At 34.4% G+C, this 22,067-nt stretch carries 25 protein-coding genes and 2 pseudogenes; 10 read left to right on the top strand and 17 right to left on the bottom strand.

Going from position 1 to position 22,067, the window contains the following annotated elements:
* Window positions 1–99 precede the first annotated feature (99 nt).
* A complete protein-coding gene (locus NKR74_RS08025) occupies window positions 100–2,079 on the top strand; it encodes an IucA/IucC family protein (RefSeq protein WP_253629167.1) in 1,980 nt (659 codons plus the stop codon).
* Window positions 2,080–2,162: 83 nt separating this feature from the next.
* Here the strand turns inward: NKR74_RS08025 and NKR74_RS08020 are convergent, their stop codons facing one another.
* A complete protein-coding gene (locus NKR74_RS08020) occupies window positions 2,163–3,041 on the bottom strand; it encodes a TIGR03943 family putative permease subunit (protein WP_253629166.1) in 879 nt (292 codons plus the stop codon).
* A 12-nt stretch (window positions 3,042–3,053) separates the two neighbouring features.
* Window positions 3,054–4,034, bottom strand: coding sequence for a permease (locus NKR74_RS08015; RefSeq protein WP_253629165.1), 981 nt, complete (start codon window positions 4,032–4,034; stop codon window positions 3,054–3,056).
* 328 nt (window positions 4,035–4,362) lie between these two features.
* Between NKR74_RS08015 and NKR74_RS08010 the strand changes: the two genes are divergently transcribed.
* Window positions 4,363–5,550, top strand: coding sequence for a GTP-binding protein (locus tag NKR74_RS08010; protein ID WP_253629164.1), 1,188 nt, complete (start codon window positions 4,363–4,365; stop codon window positions 5,548–5,550).
* A 141-nt stretch (window positions 5,551–5,691) separates the two neighbouring features.
* Here NKR74_RS08010 and NKR74_RS08005 read toward each other — a convergent pair whose 3' ends face one another.
* The 3 genes from NKR74_RS08005 to NKR74_RS07995 form a co-directional block, all read right to left on the bottom strand.
* Window positions 5,692–7,170, bottom strand: coding sequence for an Lsa family ABC-F type ribosomal protection protein (locus NKR74_RS08005; protein WP_253629163.1), 1,479 nt, complete (start codon window positions 7,168–7,170; stop codon window positions 5,692–5,694).
* 1,283 nt (window positions 7,171–8,453) lie between these two features.
* Entirely contained in the window at window positions 8,454–8,624 is a 171-nt protein-coding gene (locus NKR74_RS08000) for a Fur-regulated basic protein FbpA (RefSeq protein WP_098310360.1), read from the bottom strand.
* A gap of 310 nt (window positions 8,625–8,934) precedes the next feature.
* Window positions 8,935–9,759, bottom strand: a complete 825-nt coding sequence (locus tag NKR74_RS07995; protein WP_375337659.1) for a protein phosphatase 2C domain-containing protein — start codon at window positions 9,757–9,759, stop codon at window positions 8,935–8,937.
* Between the two features lie 153 nt (window positions 9,760–9,912).
* Between NKR74_RS07995 and NKR74_RS07990 the strand changes: the two genes are divergently transcribed.
* The 3 genes from NKR74_RS07990 to NKR74_RS07980 are packed head-to-tail and all read left to right on the top strand — an operon-like array spanning window position 9,913 to window position 11,551.
* Window positions 9,913–10,323: a MarR family winged helix-turn-helix transcriptional regulator gene (locus NKR74_RS07990; protein WP_253629161.1), complete on the top strand. Its 411-nt coding sequence runs from the start codon at window positions 9,913–9,915 to the stop codon at window positions 10,321–10,323.
* A complete protein-coding gene (locus NKR74_RS07985) occupies window positions 10,307–10,636 on the top strand; it encodes a DUF3147 family protein (RefSeq protein ID WP_253629160.1) in 330 nt (109 codons plus the stop codon). Before NKR74_RS07990 ends, NKR74_RS07985 begins: the two co-directional genes overlap by 17 nt.
* Window positions 10,637–10,648: 12 nt before the next feature.
* On the top strand, window positions 10,649–11,551 hold the full coding sequence (locus tag NKR74_RS07980; protein ID WP_253629159.1) for an alpha/beta hydrolase: 903 nt from the start codon (window positions 10,649–10,651) through the stop codon (window positions 11,549–11,551).
* 39 nt (window positions 11,552–11,590) lie between these two features.
* Here the strand turns inward: NKR74_RS07980 and NKR74_RS07975 are convergent, their stop codons facing one another.
* The 4 genes from NKR74_RS07975 to NKR74_RS07960 all read right to left on the bottom strand — a co-directional run bounded on the left by NKR74_RS07975 (window position 11,591) and on the right by NKR74_RS07960 (window position 14,563).
* Complete coding sequence (locus NKR74_RS07975) at window positions 11,591–11,980, bottom strand: hypothetical protein (protein ID WP_098310365.1); 390 nt, start codon at window positions 11,978–11,980, stop codon at window positions 11,591–11,593.
* Between the two features lie 90 nt (window positions 11,981–12,070).
* Window positions 12,071–12,643: a histidine phosphatase family protein gene (locus NKR74_RS07970; RefSeq protein WP_098310366.1), complete on the bottom strand. Its 573-nt coding sequence runs from the start codon at window positions 12,641–12,643 to the stop codon at window positions 12,071–12,073.
* A gap of 385 nt (window positions 12,644–13,028) precedes the next feature.
* The gene (locus NKR74_RS07965; protein ID WP_098310367.1) at window positions 13,029–13,190 is read right to left on the bottom strand and encodes a peptidase; all 162 of its coding nucleotides are present in this window, start codon (window positions 13,188–13,190) and stop codon (window positions 13,029–13,031) included.
* Between the two features lie 98 nt (window positions 13,191–13,288).
* Entirely contained in the window at window positions 13,289–14,563 is a 1,275-nt protein-coding gene (locus NKR74_RS07960) for an MFS transporter (protein ID WP_375337658.1), read from the bottom strand.
* Window positions 14,564–14,680: 117 nt separating this feature from the next.
* Here NKR74_RS07960 and NKR74_RS07955 point away from each other — a divergent pair, with 117 nt between their 5' ends.
* The 4 genes from NKR74_RS07955 (at window position 14,681) to NKR74_RS07940 (ending at window position 17,353) form a co-directional block, all read left to right on the top strand.
* Entirely contained in the window at window positions 14,681–15,895 is a 1,215-nt protein-coding gene (locus NKR74_RS07955) for a helix-turn-helix domain-containing protein (RefSeq protein ID WP_253629158.1), read from the top strand.
* A 119-nt stretch (window positions 15,896–16,014) separates the two neighbouring features.
* A complete protein-coding gene (locus NKR74_RS07950; RefSeq protein WP_098310369.1) occupies window positions 16,015–16,194 on the top strand; it encodes an H-type small acid-soluble spore protein in 180 nt (59 codons plus the stop codon).
* 238 nt (window positions 16,195–16,432) lie between these two features.
* Entirely contained in the window at window positions 16,433–16,750 is a 318-nt protein-coding gene (locus NKR74_RS07945; protein WP_253629157.1) for an antibiotic biosynthesis monooxygenase family protein, read from the top strand.
* A gap of 6 nt (window positions 16,751–16,756) precedes the next feature.
* Window positions 16,757–17,353, top strand: a complete 597-nt coding sequence (locus NKR74_RS07940) for a dienelactone hydrolase family protein (RefSeq protein WP_253631103.1) — start codon at window positions 16,757–16,759, stop codon at window positions 17,351–17,353.
* Between the two features lie 30 nt (window positions 17,354–17,383).
* Here the strand turns inward: NKR74_RS07940 and NKR74_RS07935 are convergent, their stop codons facing one another.
* The 6 genes and pseudogenes from NKR74_RS07935 to NKR74_RS07910 all read right to left on the bottom strand — a co-directional run.
* Window positions 17,384–17,677, bottom strand: coding sequence for a hypothetical protein (locus NKR74_RS07935; protein WP_098310371.1), 294 nt, complete (start codon window positions 17,675–17,677; stop codon window positions 17,384–17,386).
* 29 nt (window positions 17,678–17,706) lie between these two features.
* Window positions 17,707–17,919: a DUF3951 domain-containing protein gene (locus NKR74_RS07930; RefSeq protein WP_098310372.1), complete on the bottom strand. Its 213-nt coding sequence runs from the start codon at window positions 17,917–17,919 to the stop codon at window positions 17,707–17,709.
* Window positions 17,920–18,054: 135 nt separating this feature from the next.
* The gene (locus NKR74_RS07925) at window positions 18,055–18,372 is read right to left on the bottom strand and encodes an AzlD domain-containing protein (protein ID WP_098310373.1); all 318 of its coding nucleotides are present in this window, start codon (window positions 18,370–18,372) and stop codon (window positions 18,055–18,057) included.
* Window positions 18,363–19,082: an AzlC family ABC transporter permease gene (locus NKR74_RS07920; protein ID WP_098310374.1), complete on the bottom strand. Its 720-nt coding sequence runs from the start codon at window positions 19,080–19,082 to the stop codon at window positions 18,363–18,365. The genes NKR74_RS07925 and NKR74_RS07920 overlap by 10 nt, the downstream gene beginning before the upstream one ends.
* Before the next feature lie 615 nt (window positions 19,083–19,697).
* Window positions 19,698–19,994 (bottom strand): annotated as a pseudogene (locus NKR74_RS07915) (flagellar basal body rod C-terminal domain-containing protein); the annotation flags it as partial.
* Window positions 19,934–20,146, bottom strand: a pseudogene (locus NKR74_RS07910) (hypothetical protein); the annotation flags it as partial. The pseudogenes NKR74_RS07915 and NKR74_RS07910, both read right to left, overlap by 61 nt.
* Window positions 20,147–20,203: 57 nt before the next feature.
* On the opposite strand from NKR74_RS07910, the gene NKR74_RS07905 reads away from it, so the two are divergent.
* Window positions 20,204–20,806 (top strand): HD domain-containing protein, encoded by a 603-nt coding sequence (locus NKR74_RS07905; RefSeq protein WP_253629156.1) that lies wholly within the window; start codon window positions 20,204–20,206, stop codon window positions 20,804–20,806.
* A gap of 57 nt (window positions 20,807–20,863) precedes the next feature.
* Here NKR74_RS07905 and nfsA read toward each other — a convergent pair whose 3' ends face one another.
* The gene (gene nfsA / locus NKR74_RS07900) at window positions 20,864–21,598 is read right to left on the bottom strand and encodes an oxygen-insensitive NADPH nitroreductase (protein ID WP_253629155.1); all 735 of its coding nucleotides are present in this window, start codon (window positions 21,596–21,598) and stop codon (window positions 20,864–20,866) included.
* A 130-nt stretch (window positions 21,599–21,728) separates the two neighbouring features.
* Complete coding sequence (locus NKR74_RS07895) at window positions 21,729–22,046, bottom strand: magnetosome magnetite crystal formation protein family (protein WP_253629154.1); 318 nt, start codon at window positions 22,044–22,046, stop codon at window positions 21,729–21,731.
* Between the last annotated feature and the right edge of the window lie 21 nt (window positions 22,047–22,067).

The following is a 22,067-nucleotide window of genomic DNA, read 5'->3' as shown; positions in this document are numbered from 1 at the left end:
TCTTTTATAATTGAAATTGATTATCAGTATCACTGTAAAAACAATATAAAATATTCTCACTTCTTTGTAAAGACTAAAAAATTGAGAAAGGTGGTTTCTATGAACCTTAATAAAATTCAAACGTTAGCAGTAGAGGAACAAAACTTACTTTCTTTTTTACAACAACATCATGCTCCACTACATGAAACCTATCAACAAATGATTCGAAAGGGACGAACTGGTATACTCGAACGACTACTATCGTCCTTCATACGTGAAAATATATGTAACATGACTACAACTGGAATCATATTTAGAAAACACGAAGGGGTGTTTGTATCATTTTCAGATCATCGTTGCCCAGACTATTTACTAGATTATATAAACACTCATATTCATCAATTTGACGAGTTTTCAATGATACAAGGACTATATTTTAAACAACAAAATACATATCTACTTATACCGATTCAACACATATATGCCTTTGAACGTCCTGTTGTAAAGGGACCTTACATTCTCGTCTCACCGTCTAGTCAAACAGAAATTATACATCCAAATGAAGTATTGGCATTGTTACTACATGAAGATTGGCAAGGACCACTTTCCTATTTTCATATGTTTGAAGATGATCTCGCAAATAGCGCTGCCAATTTAGCTCTTGCTTATACATTTCATGAACAAACCGAGAATGTTTCAACGCTACAAGCTGCTTCTCAAGCACAAGATCCATATGCCCTTTTTGAACAGCTCGTTATAGAAGGTCACCCTTGTCACCCTGGTGCCAAAATGAGAAAAGGTTTAAGTCCGGAAGAAACACTTGCCTACTCAGCTGAGTTTAAACATACAATTCCATTGCGCTTTGTAGCTGTACACCAAGATTATGTAAGCGCTGCTTTTATGGACGAACAAAATTGGAATGCATTATTGTTTTCTTTTGAACCTGTACTCCAAGTAGAAGCTGAAATAAGACTTGGCGATAAAATAGATGACTACATTTTATTACCGATTCATCCATGGCAAGCTACTCATACGTTACGTGAAATTTACAGTGCTGAACTTGAAAAACAAATTATCATCTTATTTAATTATGAAGCGAATTATTTAGCAGGCATGTCATTTCGTACAATCTTTCCTGAACAATATGAAACGATTAGACCGCATTATAAACTGACAACAAATATTCATTTAACAGGAGAAGTGCGGACGTTATCCGAACAAACCATTCATAATGGACCACTTATGAGCAATATTTTAAAACAAGTTGTTACGCAAGATACGATGATTGACGAAACTCGCTTTGTTCCAATTATGGAACGAGCTGGTGCTCATTTTCTTCATCCAAATGACATAGATGAAGAAATACAAACATTACGAAGCGAAAATCTCGCTTGTGTCATTCGCGACAACATTCATGCTTATGTAAAACACGACGAATGGGCTATTGTCGGTTCTGCCCTTGTTTCTTCTAAGCATGGTGCAAATAAACCAGTCATAGCAGAACTAATTGAGTTGTACAAAGATAGCCATGACTTACCATTACACGATGCAATTGTTATGTTTATCGAAAAATATGTAACAAATGCTCTTACTGGCTTTATTCCACTCATGGTTAAGTATGGCATTGGATTAGAAGGTCACCTGCAAAATACAGTACCTGTATTTAAAAAAGATGGCACACCAGACCGCCTACTTGTACGTGACTGGGAAGGTATTCGAGTTCATCGTGGTCGTTTACAAAATGCGGGATTTGATATAAACATGTTTCATCATAAATCAAGAATTCTAGTAGATGATGAAAAAAGTATGCGTAATAAAGTATTTTACTCTGTTATGCAAAATCACTTTGGAGAATTATTTTTGCATATTAGTCAGTTCTATCAACTAAATGAACAACTGCTGTGGAATGTTGTAAAACAAGTCGTGAAGAATATTTTCATAGATTTGCAAGAAGACCCTACCTACAAAAAATCTGCAACATCTGACCACGCTGTCTTTTTTGCAGATAAAGTAGATTATAAAGCTTTAACTCTTATGCGTATGATGGGAGAAGCACATGCCTATTTTTATGTAAAAGTTAAAAATCCATTATGTGATTGAATTAAACTGTGAAATTAATTGTGAAGAACCTTTAATCTGATATACAAATTAAGATGAGCTCAGTTACGGGCTCATCTTTTTGTTTACGGTATTAAATTCTCGTATACATACGGTTGCTTCGGAGCTTCTATTTTTTCTACTTTATTTGCTTTTACAAGTGGAAATAAAGCTCCTCTATAGGTTGTCTCATCTAATGTTCCAGTAATCGTAACCCACGTTTCATTTTGTAATTTAGTAATTCCTTCACCGGAAACAATCATTCCATAAACGGTAGCATCTGCTATGCAACACGTAATACCGTAACGTGCAACTACAACTTGCTCTCCTTTCACGTCTGTATCACGGTATACAAACCCAGAAAAATTAATTTCTTTCCCTTTAAATCCAATAACATCACGACCAATTATATCTATAGCAGCCATATAGTTTTTATCATTTATTTGTATGCTTTTCTTTTTCAGTAACTCCTTTTCTAGGTCATCAGATGGTGCTTGAGAACTTGCTTGAGAACTTGGTACATTAGCAGTTTGCGGTTCTTCTCCATCTACTAATAACCTCTTCCAATCGTCATTTTCCTTTTGTGGCTTCGTTTGTGTACTTTGATTCATTCCGCGCTTGGCAGCAACACTTCCATCAAGTGATACACTTGAAAATAAAAAGGCACTGATAATAGGTATAAGAAATAATCCATAAAAGAAGCAAGTTCCTATTTTCGTTTTTGGGAGAACATGTTCCTCGCAGCAATGACATGCCTTTAACTTTTCATTTCCACTTCGCCACACTTGTAAACAGCCAAGTAACAAAGACACAATGGTTGCTACATAAATCAGTTTTACCATACGCGGTGCAATAAAGTTATCAATATGTCCCGTAATAAGCAGTTTGAATAATAACATCGCAAATCCAATCAATATAATGCCGCGAATATAAATATGAAATCCTCTTTTCTCCTGTTCTTCCACCTTCTTCGCCTCCTATTTCATGGTAAGTTGAACGATAACGTAAACGCTAATCGTTACAATCGCCATAAACAGAAACACAAACTTCTTTTGAAAATATGCAAATAACATAATTGTATTTTTCAAATCTACCATTGGTCCGAACACTAAAAAAGCGAGAAGAGCTTTTGCTGAAAAAATGTGACCAAATGATGCTGCAATAAATGCATCTGCTGCAGAGCAAAGAGATAAAACATAACCAAGAGCCATCATAACAAGTGGAGAAATGAGATTACTGTTCGCTAATTCGGCAAGGAAATGACGATCTAAAAATGTTTGAAATAAGCTAGCTAAAAATGCACCAATTAACAAATATTTTCCTGTACTAAAAAACTCATCTGCTGCATGAGAAGCAACCTCCTTCCAACTCCTTTTTGAATGCTGATGTTCACTTATCACACTGCTTTCTTTCAATACATTCTTGTCACGATATAAGTAATAGACAATACCTCCGATACATATAGCAACAAGAAAAGCAAGTCCAAAACGAGCATATACAATTGTGGGATTCATGCGAAACGCATAGAATGTTGACAAAAATACAACCGGGTTTAATATAGGGGCGGTAACCAGAATTACCATTCCTACATGAAGAGGTAATCCTTTTTGAATCAGTCTTCTTATGATTGGAATAATTACACATTCACACATCGGAAATAATACACCAACAAATGCTGCTGGAAACATGGCAACAATAGGATGTTTAGGCAACACTTTCTTTATCACGTCTTCTGTCACAAATACTTGAATAACCGCTGAAATGAATACACCAATTAATATGAATGGAACAGCTTCGAAAAAGATACTTAAAAAAATTGTATTTACATTCATCCACTTTTTCGGAATCAGTGCTTGCAACGATGATACATTTGTAAAATCAACAAAAAATAATAAGAACACAAATAGTGCGATTAACATTGTACCAATCATTTCTCTAGAAATCCGTGCAAGTGTCATCACAATCTCCTCCTTTATATTTTCATCTCATATTAACTAGCAATAAAGTGAAACTTCCATCTAACTTCTTTGCTTTCTCAGAATCTTGAGATTAAGATTTTACTGCCCGTTAGAGCGAGATAAAATCCTTTCCGATAGAAGCTCCTCTTTATTGTAAACATATGCTTGTCCTCTTTTTCTATGACATGTTTCATCCGCAACACACTTACTATATCTTACTCTCAAATCGTAATCATTATGATTTACTATTGCAATTTTCTTTTTCATCTTTTAAGATATAACAAGAAATAAAACGTAATGATTACGATTTAAAAAGGAGAGTCTTTATATGAAAAAAATTCCCGTTACAGTATTAAGCGGTTACTTAGGATCTGGAAAAACAACATTACTAAATCATATACTTACAAATCGCGATGGAATGAAAGTAGCTGTCATTGTTAATGACATGAGCGAAATTAACATTGATGCTGCACTTGTTAAACAAGGTGGTTTTTCTAGAACAGAGGAAAAACTTGTTGAAATTCAAAATGGATGTATTTGCTGTACATTACGTGAAGATTTAATTATAGAAGTGAAACGTCTTGTAGAATCTGGAGATATTGATTATATTGTCATCGAATCTTCAGGTATTAGTGAGCCTATTCCGGTTGCACAAACATTCACATATATGGACGAAGAATTAGCAATCAACTTATCAAATACATGTCGTTTAGATACGATGGTTACTGTCGTAGATGCGAATCGCTTCTGGGATGATTATGCTTCCGGTGAAAGTTTATTAGATCGCCAAGAAGCAATTGATGAGACAGATACACGCGAAGTGATTGATTTACTCATTGATCAAATTGAATTTGCAAATGTAATTATTTTAAACAAAACCGATATGCTAGAGCAGAATGATATTACAGAACTTCACAAACTATTACAAAGGTTAAATCCAGAAGCTCGTATTATTGAAGCAGCTTATTCACAAGTGCCGTTATACACAATCTTAAATACGAATCTATTTGACTATGAAAAAGCAAGTCAAGCAGCTGGATGGATCAAAGAATTAAATAGCGAACACACACCTGAGACAGACGAGTATAACATTTCATCATTTGTATACCGCCGTAAGCGCCCGTTCCAACCTGAAAGATTGATGAAATGGCTTGAAAACTGGCCACTTGACGTTGTAAGAGCAAAAGGCTTTTTCTGGCTTGCTTCTCGCAACAATATCATCGGACTTCTCTCTCAAGCAGGTTCATCTATTACGATTCAAGGAGCTGGCGAGTGGGTTGCATCTACTTCAAAAGAAGAACAGCAACAAATTATTTCAGAAGACCCAGACATTTTAAACCGTTGGGATGACACATACGGAGACCGAATTACAGAATTAGTCTTTATCGGTATTGACATGAATAGGGAAGAAATAGAACAATCTTTAGACCACTGCTTATTAACTGAACAAGAAATGTATGAAGACTGGGATACGTTCCATGACCCTATCCCTCCATTTACGAGTGCATTCTATTAATATGTATCCTACTTTTCCTATTAAAAAGCCTAATTTCTCAATTTATTGTAGAGAAATTAGGCTTTTTTCATCACTCCATTAAAGCGACCTATAGTTTAATGACTTAATTTACTGATTATATCTTTAATCATTCACTTTGAACTATATAGATATCGTTTTTGTTGCAACTGTTTGTTGAAATGCCTTATCATGATCAACAATAACCATTGTGGGATTAAATTGTTGAATAAGCTCTTCAATCTGCATACGCGAATAAATATCAATAAAATTTAATGGTTCATCCCATATATATAAATGAGCTTTTTCACATAAACTTTTAGCGATAAGCAGCTTTTTCTTTTGTCCACCAGAATAATGAGATATATCTTTCTCAAATTGAATTCGGTCAAAATCCATCTTACGTAGGATGGATTTAAATAACGTCTCATCAATCTCGTGCTCTTCAATAAAGTCCGATAACGATCCCTTCAAATGAGAAGTATCTTGTTGGACATAGGAAATGATGAGTCCTGAACCTAAATTAACTGAGCCTGTATGCTGTATTGGATGTCCTAGAATTAGTTTTAGGATACTACTTTTCCCGCTTCCATTCTTTCCATCAAGTACAATTCGATCCCCTTGTTCAACTATGAAGCGAATGGGTTCATTTACTATTTGGTCATCATACTTAACAGACACATCAGCCAAAACAACCAATTCATTTGACTGAAATTTCAATTGTTCTAATTTTAACGACTCAGTTTTCTCCACATTTTTTAGTAATTTTGACTTTTCTTCAATAGCTTTTTGTTGCCTTGATTCAAGGTTCTTCGCTCTCTTCATCATCTTGGCCGCTTTATGTCCTACAAAACCCTTATCTAACTTAGATCCTGAATTCCTTGTTCCATTTTTGGAAGCTTCCACTTGATGAGACCAATCTGTTGAACGCTTTGAAGACTGTTTTAATCTCCCTATATCTTTTTGTAGACGCTCATTTGTAGCCTCTTCGTGTTCCTGCTGTCTATCAAAATTTAACTTCCAAGAAGAATAGTTACCACTTTGAACTTCAATATTTGCTCTATTTATAGATAAGATATGGTCAACGCATCCATCTAAAAAGATTCTGTCATGTGAAATCAAAATAAACCCTTTTTTCTTCCTTAGATAATCAGAGACCATCTTTCGTGCATCAGTGTCTAGATGATTTGTTGGCTCATCAATTAATAGAAATTGACCCTCATTCAAAAACAGTGCAGCAAGCAACACCTTTGTTTGTTCTCCATTTGATAATGTTTTAAATGGTCGATACATGGCCTCGGCATCAACATTTAAATAGGATATTTCACGCAGAAATTCCCAATCTTCTGCTTGGGGACAAATTTCTTCAAGGATTTCATGAGTGAACTTGTGCTTATCCGAAACTGGGTAAGGGAAATAATTAAATTCTACCGAAGAAGTGATTTTCCCACTATACTCATAATTACCTAATAATAAATTAAAAAATGTCGTTTTACCTCGTCCGTTTCTACCAATAAACCCTAGTTTCCAATCCGTATCTATTTGAAAGTTTACACCTTCAAAAATATTATCAAAGCTACCTGGGTATGAAAAAGTTAAGTCTTGAACTTTTATCATTGACATAATAATTCCTCCTTTATATATCAACACTTTTCATATAAAGTCGGAATATCCATCAATTTTTTAATTCCTCCATATAAGTTTGATGGATATTAACGACTTATATAGAGCATTACATGTGTAACAATAGTGTCTGAATTACTCATTTTTCTCTCTCCTTTATTTGTTAGGTTACAGTTACGGATTAATAAATATCAACTTACCTATAAGAGAATAAAAAAATCCTCCCAATTTGTAATCGGAAGGATTAGTATTTCACTTATACTTAATAAGTTCTTATTAATCATTGGAATCATGACAAATAAAGTATGAACTGATTAATAAAAATGGATAGACTAACCCTATATTTTGTAGTTTGAAGTTATTAATTTCAAATTAAAATATAGATTAGTTAATCATTATTCATCCATCAGTCCTCTCATAATTCTATTTTTAGAGTAACATTCTTTTTTATGGAATGCAATATCACAATCATCTTCACCTGAAATTACCGCTAACTACTTCTTTAGAATCAACAATGTATATTCCTTCTTTCTTTATACTTCCTCTCCATAAAAATCTTAATCCTAAATTGTGTGGCATTAAAACAAAGTTTGATCAAAAAGTGAAAACAAAATTTTATTCAAAATCACAATCCATTTAAAGAAAACTAACTGGACAATTCATGTAATAAAAAATCCAAATTCATTTCAAATTCTTCGATCAAAGCGATAAAGCATCGCATCATTTTTATAAACATCGCAACTTTGTTCAAAGCTTCGCGTCATTCTTACAAACATCGTGACTTTATTTCAAACCCACAATGGTAGGCGAGATGTTCAGGATGTTCGGAAAAGACAATACTCTTCAACTCCTTAAACATTTATAAATTGGTTCTTTATAATATACTCAATTAAATATAAGTGAACAGTACTCTTGTCCATGTTTAAGGTAAATAAGGGTTAAAATAGGGGTGCAGTGGAAATAAACTTGCCTAGTTTAGAGGAATAACACAAAAACTTCCTTGGTAATGAGGGAGAATTTTTTTATACAACATTGTGAAGGTTTACACTTAAACTATCGGGTGCTTTTGTTTAATACTAGATAAAAGGAGAACACATATTATATATGACTAATATGTGTTCTCCTTTATTTTTAAAGTTTTTTATAATTTAGGTCTTGATAATACCTACTGTGAAAGGGGATTTTTATAAAGTGAAACTTCCAGCAGTGGAGGTTTTTTCATCCCCCACTGATGGTTAACCATACCTATCACCTTGAATTCTTCTGAACTGTAAGGTAATAAACTACGCGCGTACATCTTCATATTTTAAGATATCATTATATTCTTTTTCTAATTCATCTAGTGATAATTCATATAATTGTTTATTTAATACTTTGTATACACCTACATCAATTAACTTCTCAATCAATTGCTTTTTCCTTTGTTCTACAGCATAACGGAGCCCATAACTCATTCTTTCTTCAAAACTCCTTTCGGCAATTTCCCTATAATAACCTTTACCTGCTTTAAAATAGATTTTTAGGAAGTGAGATTATACTACCGCTTTGTGGCCACATTATACATATATATGCAAAAAAAAAGATCTCATGACACTTTTTGAGATCTTTTTTTTTGAACATTCTACTTCTTATATCCGGAATGATTACATCAAATATTAACATTCCATCCAGCCTTCTAAACTCTTTCTTTAATAGTGTTTCTTGAAAATAAAACATACCGCATAGAAAAATGTATTTCTGTGCGGTATGTTTTACATATTACTTCTATTTTTTATCATATCTGCTTTCATCACCCTCACAGGTCCAATCTATATTTTCTATATCAACGGACCAACCTATAATTGTGACACTTTTTGCTTCTTTCCAAGAATCTACCTTGTCAAGTATTTGTCCAATATGAAGGGCATCTTCCGCATGTAACGATTGATATAATAGATGATCTTCTTCAAATATCCGTTCACCACATTCAATAATCCCATCTGTTGCCATCACAAGGTGATTGGTTCCTTCTTGTAATTCACGAACCCCCGACGTAAAACAAGGTGTTGCTGCTGAAAAAATATTCCTTCTGCCAATCCTCTCATAACATTGCCGTTTATTCAAACGCCCCTGGTCACATTGTAATAGTCTTGGATGAAATAAGTAGACAAAACATTCCCCTACTGACAACCAATACAGAAAGTTCCCCTTCCGAAGACAAATAAGGCATGATGTTTGTCCTTGTATTCGTTCACTTTCTTCAATAAATTTTTCATCTGTAAAGAGCGATAATAAATACATATGCGTATGATGAAAAACTAGATGAGAAGGATAAGTGAAAAGCTGTAATAACTTCTCTTTTCTTTTACAAATTATATCTATAATATGCTTTGCTCTGTCGATAGTACTTTGTGCATCAAAAATCATAACAAATTCCCATGTTCCTTGTGGATCACACCAAGCAAGCACAGCATTTTCACTTTTGCTTGTACCAGCTTCTGTATTTCCACCATATAATCCGATAGAAAGAGGACCTAGCGTTTCTACATGAATCTCATTTAAATATGCTTTTTCATCACCAGTCCATTTAAACGTATGTACGGCTTCCATCCTCATCCCTCGTTTCATTGTTATTTTAAAATAAGCTTATATTATCTACTAAAAAAAAGATACTTTTTCACAGAAAAATTTAATAAATAAAACTTTTTACATCTTTACAAGCGATTATATCGTATTATACGATATAAAAAAGGAGTTGTAATCATGCTAACATTAAATAAACATTGGGAAACAATTTATTTTTATCTCCGTCACGAATATGAAGAAAATTTAACTCACCAAGCCATTCGTATTTTACAAATGATTTCTCGAAAAGAAGCACAAACCATCAGTCATATCGCCGCAGAACTACATCTCTCTCATAACACAGCTTCTGAACATATTAAACGGTTAATTCAGAAAGGGTTTGTAGTAAAAGAGCGCAGTAAACAAGATGAACGAGTTGTAATTGTAAAGCTAACAGAAACAGGACAACAAGCATTAGCTACACATACACTGCTCGATGAGGCAAAACTAAAACAAATAGGAGAGAAGTTATCTAAAGAAGAAAAAAAGCTGATTCAATCGGCATTTGAATTATTAGCGAAGGAGGCTCACGATGTCTTTTCTCATTAAAGTGATTGTTTCTGCACTTATTATTGGAGGAGTTACAGAGGTTGCCAAGCACTATAGTACACTTGGCGGCTTCATTGCGGCACTTCCATTAATCAGTTTACTCAGTTTATTTTGGATTTCTGTTGAAGGAGGCTCCCGGGAAGAATTAAGCCGTTTTGCACTAGGAGTTTTGTATGGTTTTCCAGCATCAGCCTTACTATTATTTATTGTATATTTAGGCCTTCGCAACTCATTTTCACTTAGCATTTCTATTCTATTTGGTATAGGAGTATGGAGTATTTTATTAATATGTCAAAGGTTTTTTCAAACTTAAGGGGGCTTTATTTTGATTACACATGTAAATGTCTTCGGGAAAAAAGTTGAAATACTGATAACGGGACAAGGAAAGCAAACTGTTGTGATTCAAACAGGTATGTTTTGTTCCCTTTACAATTGGATAAGAATCGCAACTGAACTGTCTGCATACTACAAAGTTGTTTTGTTTCATCGACCTGGTTACGGAACAAGCGAGTTAAATGAGGAAGACCGTACAACCGTTCAAACCACATACGAATTAAGAGAATTGCTACATGTTTTACATATCCAAGAACCGATTATTTTAGTTGGGCATTCTTATGGAGGTTTATGTGCCCAGCACTTTACCATGCTCTATCCAGAACAAATTGCTGCGCTTGTTCTCATCGATTCAACATCTATGAATCTGCATCGCTTGGACGAACTAAACTTACCCACATTAGATAAAACAGATTCAGATGAAAAATGGATAAAAAAATGTTTATGCTATGCCAATATGGACACTGTCCAATTACAACAAGAGGTATCCCCAAAACTAACAGCTACGCAAACTACATTACCTATTGAAATACAAAAACGATTATTAGCTTTTACAATCTCTCCATCTCTTTATAAAGCTGTTGTATCAGAAATCATCCATTGGAAAGATTGTGCACAAAAAATAAAAGACTTAAATCAATTCCCTGATATACCGTTAATAATTATTAGCAGAGATGCTCATCATTCTATACAACAAGCAATTCAAGATGGTATTCCTTATGAAGAAGCAGAAGCATTAGAAAATGTATGGCAAGAACTCATTCATGAACAAACTACACTTTCAAAACAAAGCCAGCTTGTTGTTGCTACTAAATCGGGGCACTCCATTGAAATAGATCGGTCCGATATTATAATTGAAGCAATAAAACAAATCAAAAATATACAGAACTTATAGAAAGAGGAAAGCAGTGTCTATACTGCTTTCCCCTTCTTCTTATTCAAAGTCTTCTTCTAACTCTTCTACATCATAAAACAAGTTTCCATTGTTTACATGAATGGGACCGTTTGCAACATCAACGCGTAACACCCATGCCCATGGCACAGATAAACGCTCATGCAGTGCCCGCCAGAAAGCCATCGATTTTCTCTCATATTCTTCGAACTCTTCTAACATCTCTTTATAGGAGGCACCGTCTAATTGAATATTTGCTTCCATTAAACGTGAAAAAGCGTAATGCTTTAGTTCTAGTTCTGCAGCAATTTCCATTTCCTCAGGTGTTGCCATACCAATAATCGTTCCGTCAGGTGGTAAAATTTCATACACATTGTGAACTTCTACAACTTCTCCTGGCATGGATGAAAATCTATTGTTTTTCTCGAACATATGAACAGCCTCCTTTTATTAAAAAACTTTTTCACTCCAGCCATTGATTTCTATAACTGTTACATAATCTCCTGCCCTTTTCGTCAATCTTCACACATTTTTTACAATGTCTTCTTTCCAAAGTCGATTTACTTGAATAAGCTGATCTTCTGTAAATGTGAGCTTATATATGTCAGGCATATGAAGCCCTTTCCAAAATGAAAAATCATATTTGGAATCGAAATAATTCATAATAAGGACCATAATATTCCCATGTGTTCCTATTACAATATTTTTCCCTCTATATTTCTGCAAGATTTTCATCATGCAAGAAACTCCGCGCTGCTGGGCAATAGTGTTAGATTCTCCACCTTCAAGCTGAAAAGAAGGATTCTCCCATACTCTCGTAATGGATTTCTCGAAATCTTCGACAGGCTCTAAACTTAATAAACGTTCTCTTAAATCTTCCTCTAACTCAATCGATAATTCGAAATGTTCAGCAATCCCTTCTACTGTTTGAATAGCCCTTTTATATGGACTAGCAATCACAACATCTATCGATTCATTTTGTAATACTTCTATCACACTCTCTGCTGCTTGCCATCCTTTCTCAGACAATGGTCTTTCTCTCTCATCTGGCATATATGTAGAATGTGCGTGACGTACAAAGTAAATATTAGTCATTCCCCTATCCCCTTTGCATTTTTCATAATTATATAATAACTACTACAACTATAGCGGAAGGAATTATCCAAATTTATATAAATTTGGTAATATAGCAATAAAATACATTACATAAAAAAAGGGTGATGCTTGTATTTCTAAAATACTCCGCACCACGCTTCCTGTTTACATAATAAAATTATGGATTTTTAATTATTCTAAAAAACATCCCATTAACAGTAGATTTTGTAAAGGTAATGTTTTATCCCAAATTAACGGACAGTAAGGCCCCCACCTCAAGATTCCGAGAAAAGAGAAGAAGATAGGTGGATGATAACTGTCCGTAAAAGCCCGATTGGTGAGAGCTTCCCATCAGTGGGAAAAGACACCCGATGGGAGTTTCACTTTATTTTCCGTGATGTAACATGAAATCACTTGCTTCTTCTTCAATATGATTTAACTTTACAACCCCTTCTTTCCACTTATGAATGTAACGCGTTACACCTACCGTAAAAGAAACAAAAATAGAAGAAAGAATAACTCCATATACAACACCAACAGTACTCATAACGACACTTCCTTATCATAGGATAATAATATTAGTATACTCCTTTTTTTATCCAAATGCAGGAAGTTCATCTTTTTGTAACAATGACTGCTTATTCTTTAAGATATAGACACTTCCTCCTGCTTTTGTACATTCTTCCATTGCTTCGTTCCCAAAAAAACAACAGCAAACAATCCAAACGTAGATATAAGCATAACAGTAGATGCTGGTATATAGTCCAAAAGTACACCATACAAAAGTGTTCCAAGAGGGACAATTGCTGTTGCAATTGTTTCAATTAATCCGAATACACGCCCTAAATATTCTGGTGCTGTCGTTTTTTGAACAAAGACTTGTAATGGAACATTAATCGTGATGATATTCACCCCAAAAAGGATCATAAGTGTAATGTAATATATGAAAACCATTGTTTTAGATAACGGAAGAAACATTGGTACTACAATGCACAACAATAATCCAGACAGTATGAAAAGGTTCCTACGAATCGCCCGAAACTTATTTGTTGTTTCTGCTCGAACAGATAAAACAATAGAAGCGATTAACATCCCAACAGCAAACATTCCTTCAATTACTCCAAATTGCTGAGAGGAGAGTGATAATTTTTGAACGATAATATATGGAAGTGAGACCGTAACTGCACAAAAAAAGAAATTAAGCCAAAGTGAAAGTTTCAGCATCGAAAATATGTCACTTTGCTCTTTCACATATACAAAACCTTCTTTTATGCTGGTTAGAAAATGATCCTTATCTTCTTTTTTGTCTGCTTTATACAAATCAAATACCATAAATACTTCTATTATCGCTGCAAAAGCAAATGTAATACCATTCAGTAAAAAAAAGAATTTCATAGAAAATAAACCGTATACAAGACCACCGATAATCGGTCCTAAAATTGTTGCAAGCGATGTAGCTGATTGATTTAATGAATTCGCTTTTTGAATACGTGTAGTATCAACTAAAGATGGAATAGAAGATGTTAAAGTAATAGAGAAAAAACTTGCACATATAGATAACAGTGCTGCGGAGACATAGATGAAGATCAATGAAAGTCCAAATGAAGTTGAAAGTAAAAACATGGTGAACATAATAAGAGCACTTAATATATCTGCTCCAACAGCAAGCAATTTCCGGTTAATTCGATCTGCTGCTGCTCCGGCGATTGGCCCGCAGATCATACGTGGTACAGAACCACAAACAAGTGTAATAGCAAATCCCATGCCAGATCCTGTCGTTTTTAAAACGTACAGCCCCATTGCAAACGTGTAAATATTTGCCCCAAGCATTGATGATAATTTCCCAATCATCATCAAAACAATATTTCGCGTCGCAATTTTTAATCGTGCATCATTTTGCTTTTCTAATACACCTTCCACATCATCACTCTCCTCTTAAAAGTTAAATTGTGTTAAACTTATTATATAATTAATTTTCTGAATTTGACAACAAAAAGTTTAATTCTATTTAACTTTCTTTAAAAAAGGAGAAGTTCCATGGCTACCCTCGGAGAAAAAATACGGACATTACGAAAAGAAAAAAAACTTACCCAATCTGAACTTGCTGGGACAGAACTTACAAAAAGTATGCTCAGTCAAATTGAAAATGGTAAGGCAACTCCTTCCATGAAAACGTTACATTATCTTGCTGATAAACTCGGCTGTGATGCAAGCTTTTTATTAGAAGAAGAAGCGAATGAATTTACTACTCTTGTGCAAGAAATGGAGCAACATATACAAGATATGCGTTTTAAAGATGTATACGAAATTCTTCATCCTATTGTGCATGATGCGCTACCATCTACACTAGATGCTGCACGTTTATATAAACAATACGCTAGAGCAGCACTTCATATGAAAGATTATCATGTCCATGCATATATTGAAAAAGCAACGTTAATTTTCGAAAAATATGCTTTATATCGCGAAAGTACAGAAACAAAACTCATCTTCTTTCGATTATTGTTTCTCAACAAAAAATATAATGAATGTTTACAATTAATCAATTCTATTCGTGATGAATATAAAGAAAAACATTTAGAGATGGACTTAATTATGCAAATTGAACTTTTTTTAGATGAAGCAATCATTTTATTAGCAATTGGAGATTATGACGCCTGCAAAGATATTATTTTACAAGCAATTGCTTTTTCTAAAAAAAATCAAGTGTACTATAAGATGGATGAATTTTATCGTGTTTTGTCCTATCAAGCCACATTTGCTAAAGATACAGAAGGTTACTTGTACTATTTAAAGAAAGCAGAGCAATTCGCTCTATTTACAGAAAACGCCGTATCAACAACTCTTCTTCATATATTACAAGCTCATTTTCATAATATGCTAACAAAACAATATGAAGTTGCACTTGCGCACATTGAAGCATACGGGGAACAGTCTTTAAAGGTGCTAGGTCCCAAAAAAGATGGTTTTTATTATCTTGAAAAAGGCAAAGCCTTATATGGTCTAGAACGTTATCATGAAGCATTACAAGCTCTACAACAAGTAACAATCCCTAATTATTCGCATCATCCAATAGACAAAGCATTATTGACTACAGCTGGCTCATTTCGTGCTTTATGCTATATGCACCTGCATGATAAAGAACAAGCTCTGTATGAAGCAAAGCAAGCGCACAACGCTATTCAAGAATATCACGCTCCTATGTTTTCTTCTTTCACTGAAGAAACATTACAAATGATTCAAAAACTTTAAACTCTCTATCAATTGGTATATTATTCCTTACCATGAGCCAAAATAGTAGTATAGCGTAACTTCCATTAGTGGAAGCTCTCTTGATGGTTAACCAATCGGACACAGAGAGGAGTTTAAAAATGAACATTCAAAGAGCAAAAGAAATTTCAAAATCAACGGAACAAACAAATGTAACTTTTCAAGGTATGCCTGTTACAATTCAACATGTCGACGAAAAAAATGAAACAGCCCACATATACGAAGCAACAAACCCAAATCGTGAACTTACTGTTCCAGTTAACAGCTTAGAGGAAATATAAGAAATCCCACTTCATTTTATTTTGAAGTGGGATTTCTTATATTTCTCGTACTTACAGGCAGTTAATCCCTTGCTTAGATGTCTTACTGCTTATTTAACGAGACTATTCTTGGTTTTTCATGAATTTCTTCATATTAAATCTAATACGGTAAATGAAATTAAAATACGTATTAAATGACACACTATTCAGATTTCATGTTAAACTAAAAAGAAAAAATTTATAGCAAGGAGAAAACAAAATGAACAAAGCACCATACTACGCGGTTATTTTCACTTCTCAACTCTCAACTGGAACAGATGATTACGAAATCGTTGCAGATGAAATGGTAAAATTAGCAGAGCAGCAACCCGGATTTGTCGATGTTGAAAGCGTACGTGATGAAACTGGATTTGGGATTACCATTTCGTACTGGGAATCACTTGAAGCTATTCAGCAATGGAAAGAACATGCAGCTCATACGATTGCTAGAAAAAGAGGACGAGAACAATGGTATGAACAATTTCATACAAGAATTTGCCTTGTTGAAAGAGAGTACCGTGCTACAAAAGGAGAATAGTAAATGATAAAACCGAAAACTGCGCTTCTACTTCTGCACGAAATATATGGAATCAACCAACATATGAAGCATGTCATTCACACATTTTCCTCTTCGACTATAGATGTTATTTGTCCAAATTTATTACATCGCTCCTCTCCTTTTCATTACGATGAGGAAACAGAGGCATATTCACACTTTCTCAAGAACGTTGGATTTCAACAGGGGATACAACACATTGAAGATATGCTCGCTGAACTACGAAATAACTATATGCATGTGGGAATTCTCGGGTTTAGTGTCGGTGCAACGCTTGCCTGGTTATGTAGTGAAGATCATAAAATTGATTTTGTTATCGGATGCTATGGCTCACGTATTCGTGATTACACAAACATTGTACCAACATGTCCTACGTTATTATTATTCCCAGCAAACGAACATAGCTTTTCCGTTTCTACTTTAATTAATAGTTTGCAAAGTAAAGGCCATCCACAACTAAACATAAAACAACTTAACGGAGAACATGGATTTCTTGATCCATTTTCTCCAAAATACAACGAGGAGGCTGCGGATCAAGGGTATCAGATGATACATTCTTTTCTTCAAAACATAACAGAGAAGTAGCCCTACTCCTCTGTTATGTTTATTTTTCGTTTATCCCCGTGTTTTCTCAAGCACATATATCTTCCATTTATAATTCATAAGTGTGTAATATTCTTGAATCACAACATATTCCTTCGTATCTGTTTTGACAATATAAGTATTATCTCCTTTATATGTAACACTCTGTACGTTTTTATCTTCAAATTCTTCTTTTATTCCTTGTTCATGCAAAATTCCTTCTGCATGAACATGTTTCAAATAATTGTAAGGTGAGAAAATAGAGATTCCTAGCACGATAAAAATTGTTATAATAGCAGTAATATTAGCTACCTTCGACTTCTTCATTTCTTTTCCCCTTCAACTAAAATTACTTTTTATCTATCTTTATCCTTACTCTCATCCGCACTTTCTTCCTTATCTTCCTGCTCTTCATGAAACTCTACAGATGATTGTGCAGTAATTGATTCAAACGGTGTGTAGTAAATTTGAGGCGTCACTTTCTGAACAAACATTGTATATGTTGTAAGCCCAATAATAAAAAATAAAAACATTGTAAACATAACAACACCAATTGTTAAAATAAACATGGCACCACCCCTTTTGTAATCGTTATATTACAAAGTTCGATGCAATATGAGATAATCCTTGTTACAAAAAATGAAACTTTCATCAGTGAGGATTTTCTTTAATCAAGCCCTACCAATCGTTTTCTTAGCCCCCCATTAAAATGGGAGAAATAAACGTAATAAAAACATTACAATAACTCCCGTTAGTACTGCACCTAATAAGCTCCGTGTAAAAATTGCAACAAGGAACGTCGGAATAGCCGCTAATAAATAATCCACTTGCACGGTTTCGTTCATAAATAATGTTTGTGCTAACAATGCAGCCAATATTGCAATTGGAATATAATTTAGCCATCTTAACCCCCATTCTGGAATTTCTACTTTACTTAATACAAGCAGTGGCACTACTCTCGGAAGTAATGTGACGATTGCAGATCCGAGTACAACAAGTAATACATCCCATCTTACTTCCATTTTTCAATCACCATCCCAATTGTCGCTGCTGCAAGTGTTGCAACAATAACAGCAACACTATTTGATACAAAGAAATGAGCAAAAAATGCAATCATAATTGATGCAATGGCAACGCAAAGATGAACAAATAACTTTGGACGGCTGCTCACAAGTTGTAAAACAAACAACCCGATAAACATCGCTGGAAGTGCATAATCCATCCCGTATGTATGCGGGTCTGGTATCCAATCTCCCAAAATGCCTCCAATGATATTTGCTATTACCCAATTTACATAACCTGTCACATTTAAACCAAGCATCCATTTTTCACTTACATATTGTTTTCCTGTTACATGCTGGGCTGCAACGCCAAATGTTTCATCAGTAATTTGCGAGCCAATCACTATATTTTTCCAAATTGATACTTTTTTTAAGTATGGAGCTAATGCTGCACTCATTAAAAAATGTCTTAGATTTACAAAGAAAACGGTAAAAATAATAGTAGAAGCTGGTGCACCCGCTACAAACATTCCAGCCATAATAAACTGTGCCGAGCCAGCATAAATCAGTAATGAAATAAGTGCAATTTCTGTTATTGAAAATCCAGCTGTTTTCTCAATAACACCTGATGCAACGCCAATGCTTAAATAACCGAGAACTGTTGGTAAACAATCTTTCACACCCTGCATAAACGTTTCATCTTGAGACTCTAATACCGCTGCTCGTTCCATCCTAACTCCCCCTTCTCCCTTATGTAAGAAAACAGCTTGCCTAATAAAGTGAAACTTCCATCAGTGGGGGTTTTTCTTCATCCCCACTGATGGTTAGTTGAACCAATCGGGCTCTTACGAGCAGTTATCTCCCACCTATCTTCTTTGTTTTCTCAGAATCTTGAGGTGGGAGTCTTACTGCCCGTTAGTGCGGGATAAACCGATATAAGCGTTGCATTCATATTGAGAAAAACTAAACTTTTACAACTCTTTCATAATATTATCTATTCGCTCTAATGAATCGTAACACTTCTAAGAAATCTCCATGTATCATTCAAAGAATGATACATGACCATAAAAATCAGTTTTCATCAACTTACAATGCAACACGTACGTAAAAACATGTTAACGTTTAAATAATGGGTAGTTAACTGATACAATTTACTTCTGTCACAATCTCATTTCCCTTTAGTAGTTATGATTATACCTACTAATATAAAAAGAAAATTCAATCGAGTCAATAATATTCTGAATTTTAAATAAAAAAGACAACTCTCTCAATATTTAATTTCATCCCCCTCTCCTCCCATCCTTATTTTTCCACACAAAAAAGAAATGCCCTCTTCGGGCATTTCCTTATCTTAATAATTCATTGGATTCTTTATCGTACACTTTATCAAATGTTGTCATGATACGCTGCGATGCTTGAACCATCTTTTGGTTTGTCATAAGATTGGGCTTTTCTTTCGTCATATCAACATTTGAGTTTTCTAACATATAATTGTGAACAATTGCTGTTCCATTTGGCAAATTAGCGATATTTATTCCATCTATTGTAAAGCTCTTGTCTTCATGCTTTACAAGATATGCTTTCATATTTGCATCAACTGATTTTGTTTGTAGACGCGCGATATTTTGCTGCACCGCTTCATTTGCTTTGCTAAATGTTCAGCTGTTACAATATACAAATACTGTGTAACATCTTAGCCATCTGTTGTAAATACAATTGGTGCAGATGAAACAGCTGGAGTTTTTAGCAGTTCACCACTGCTTGCTATTTCATCAAACTTTGTAAATATAAAGCCATAAATTGACACATTTCATTTTCGGATTAAGATTAACATATATGGAGGAGGATTTATATGGAATATAATATTTTAAAGATCATTGCACTAGCAGAAAAACTCAAATATGAAATGCGGCACAGTTGGCTTTCTAACGGCCGTCAAGAGAGTGTGGCAGAGCATACATGGCGTATGTCACTTATGGCTATCCTCGTTCAGCCTTATTTAGATAAAGAAGTGAACATAGGAAAGTTACTTAAAATGGTGATTATTCACGATTTGGTCGAAGCTGAAGCTGGTGATATTCCTGCGTTTGATACAGTGAATAGTGAAGAATTAAAACGAAAAAAACAAGAAAACGAACAACAAGCAATCCTGAATATTAAACATACACTATCAGGTCCACTTGGACAAGAATTATATGACCTATGGATGGAGTTTGAAGAAAAAGAAACATATGAAGCAAAAGTAGCGAACGCTCTAGATAAACTAGAAGTAAAAATCCAGCATAATGAGGCAGACATTGATACATGGCTTCCAATTGAACATAAAATGACATTCCAAGTTGCACAGCATACAGATTTTGATTCGTTCTTATCAAAATTACAAAAGATTATTGAACAAGAAGGGGAAAAAAAATTAATTGCTGCTGGGATTGATGTAGAGGCTTGTAAACAGTAGAAAGGTTACAAAATACTTTAAAAAAAAGCGGCATATGTAGTAGCCGCTTTTTCTACATTATTTTTTATTAAATCCTTTTTTAACTAAAAACTCTTTCATATGCAATCGCTTCTCCTGCGACATGAACGCACTCATTGAACCAGTCCATGTCACATCCTTTTGATTTGTCAATCTTTCCTTATAATACTGGTTTGTCGTATGATCATATTCATCTAATAATTCATTATATTTTTTCTCATCATATACATTTTCATGTAAAATAGCTCCAACTGGTAAACGAGGTTTCACTCCATGAGTTTCATCTGGTACACCAATTGTCATTCCAAATACTGGATATACTTTCTCCGGTAAATGTAACAATTCACTTACTTGCTCTGGGTTATTACGAATTCCGCCAATATAACAAATACCGTATCCAAGGGATTCAGCAGTGAGCGCTAAATTTTGAGCAAAGAGGGAAGCATCTACCGTTGCCACAATAAAATTTTCTGTTGTATCAGATTTAATTTCTGTTCCATGCTTCTCACATGCGATTTCTAATCGCTTTAAATCTGCGCAGCAAACAAAGAATGCCGCGCAGCTTTTCACGTGACGATTTCCAGATAGCTCCGCTAGTTGCTCTTTCAATGCTTCATCTGTTACATATACAACTGAATATGCTTGCACAAAATGTGATGATGCCGCATGCTGTGCTGCTCCAATCATTCTTTCGATTATATTCTTTGGAATTAGCTCTTTCTTATATTTTCGGACTGATACGTGTTGTTCCATTTTATGTATAATTTCATTCATAACATCCCGCCTCCTGTAGTCTGAATACTCAATAATTAACATATTTTTCGCATACAGACAAACGATATGCTTATAACAAAATGATACATAAACAGGATCAATCTTATTTGATTGATCCTTTCATACATAATTAAGCTGCTTTCAACACCTTGACACCTTTGACAATATTCCAAACACAGTAATAAATTCCTACAACCGCAAAGATGACATACGTTACAATCATACCAACACCAATACTTGCAGCTTCTCCCATACCAATACCAACTGCCCCCGAAAGAGCAAGGCCTCCAAATAAGATAATGAATGGAATTATGTGCGTCCATAGTGCTTTTTTTGCATGATATTTCACGTCACCTTCGGCAATAAAGAAGACGATAATTGGAAATAAGAACGGTGCAAAGAAAATGCTAAAATAACATAATGAAGATAAAATATTATTGCTTTTCATACGATTCACCTCTAAAGTTTT

This window comes from Bacillus sp. 3103sda1, from assembly GCF_024159135.1.
Classification (GTDB): Bacteria; Bacillota; Bacilli; order Bacillales; family Bacillaceae_G; genus Bacillus_A; species Bacillus_A rhizoplanae.
This window is presented reverse-complemented; position numbering and strand designations above follow the sequence as displayed.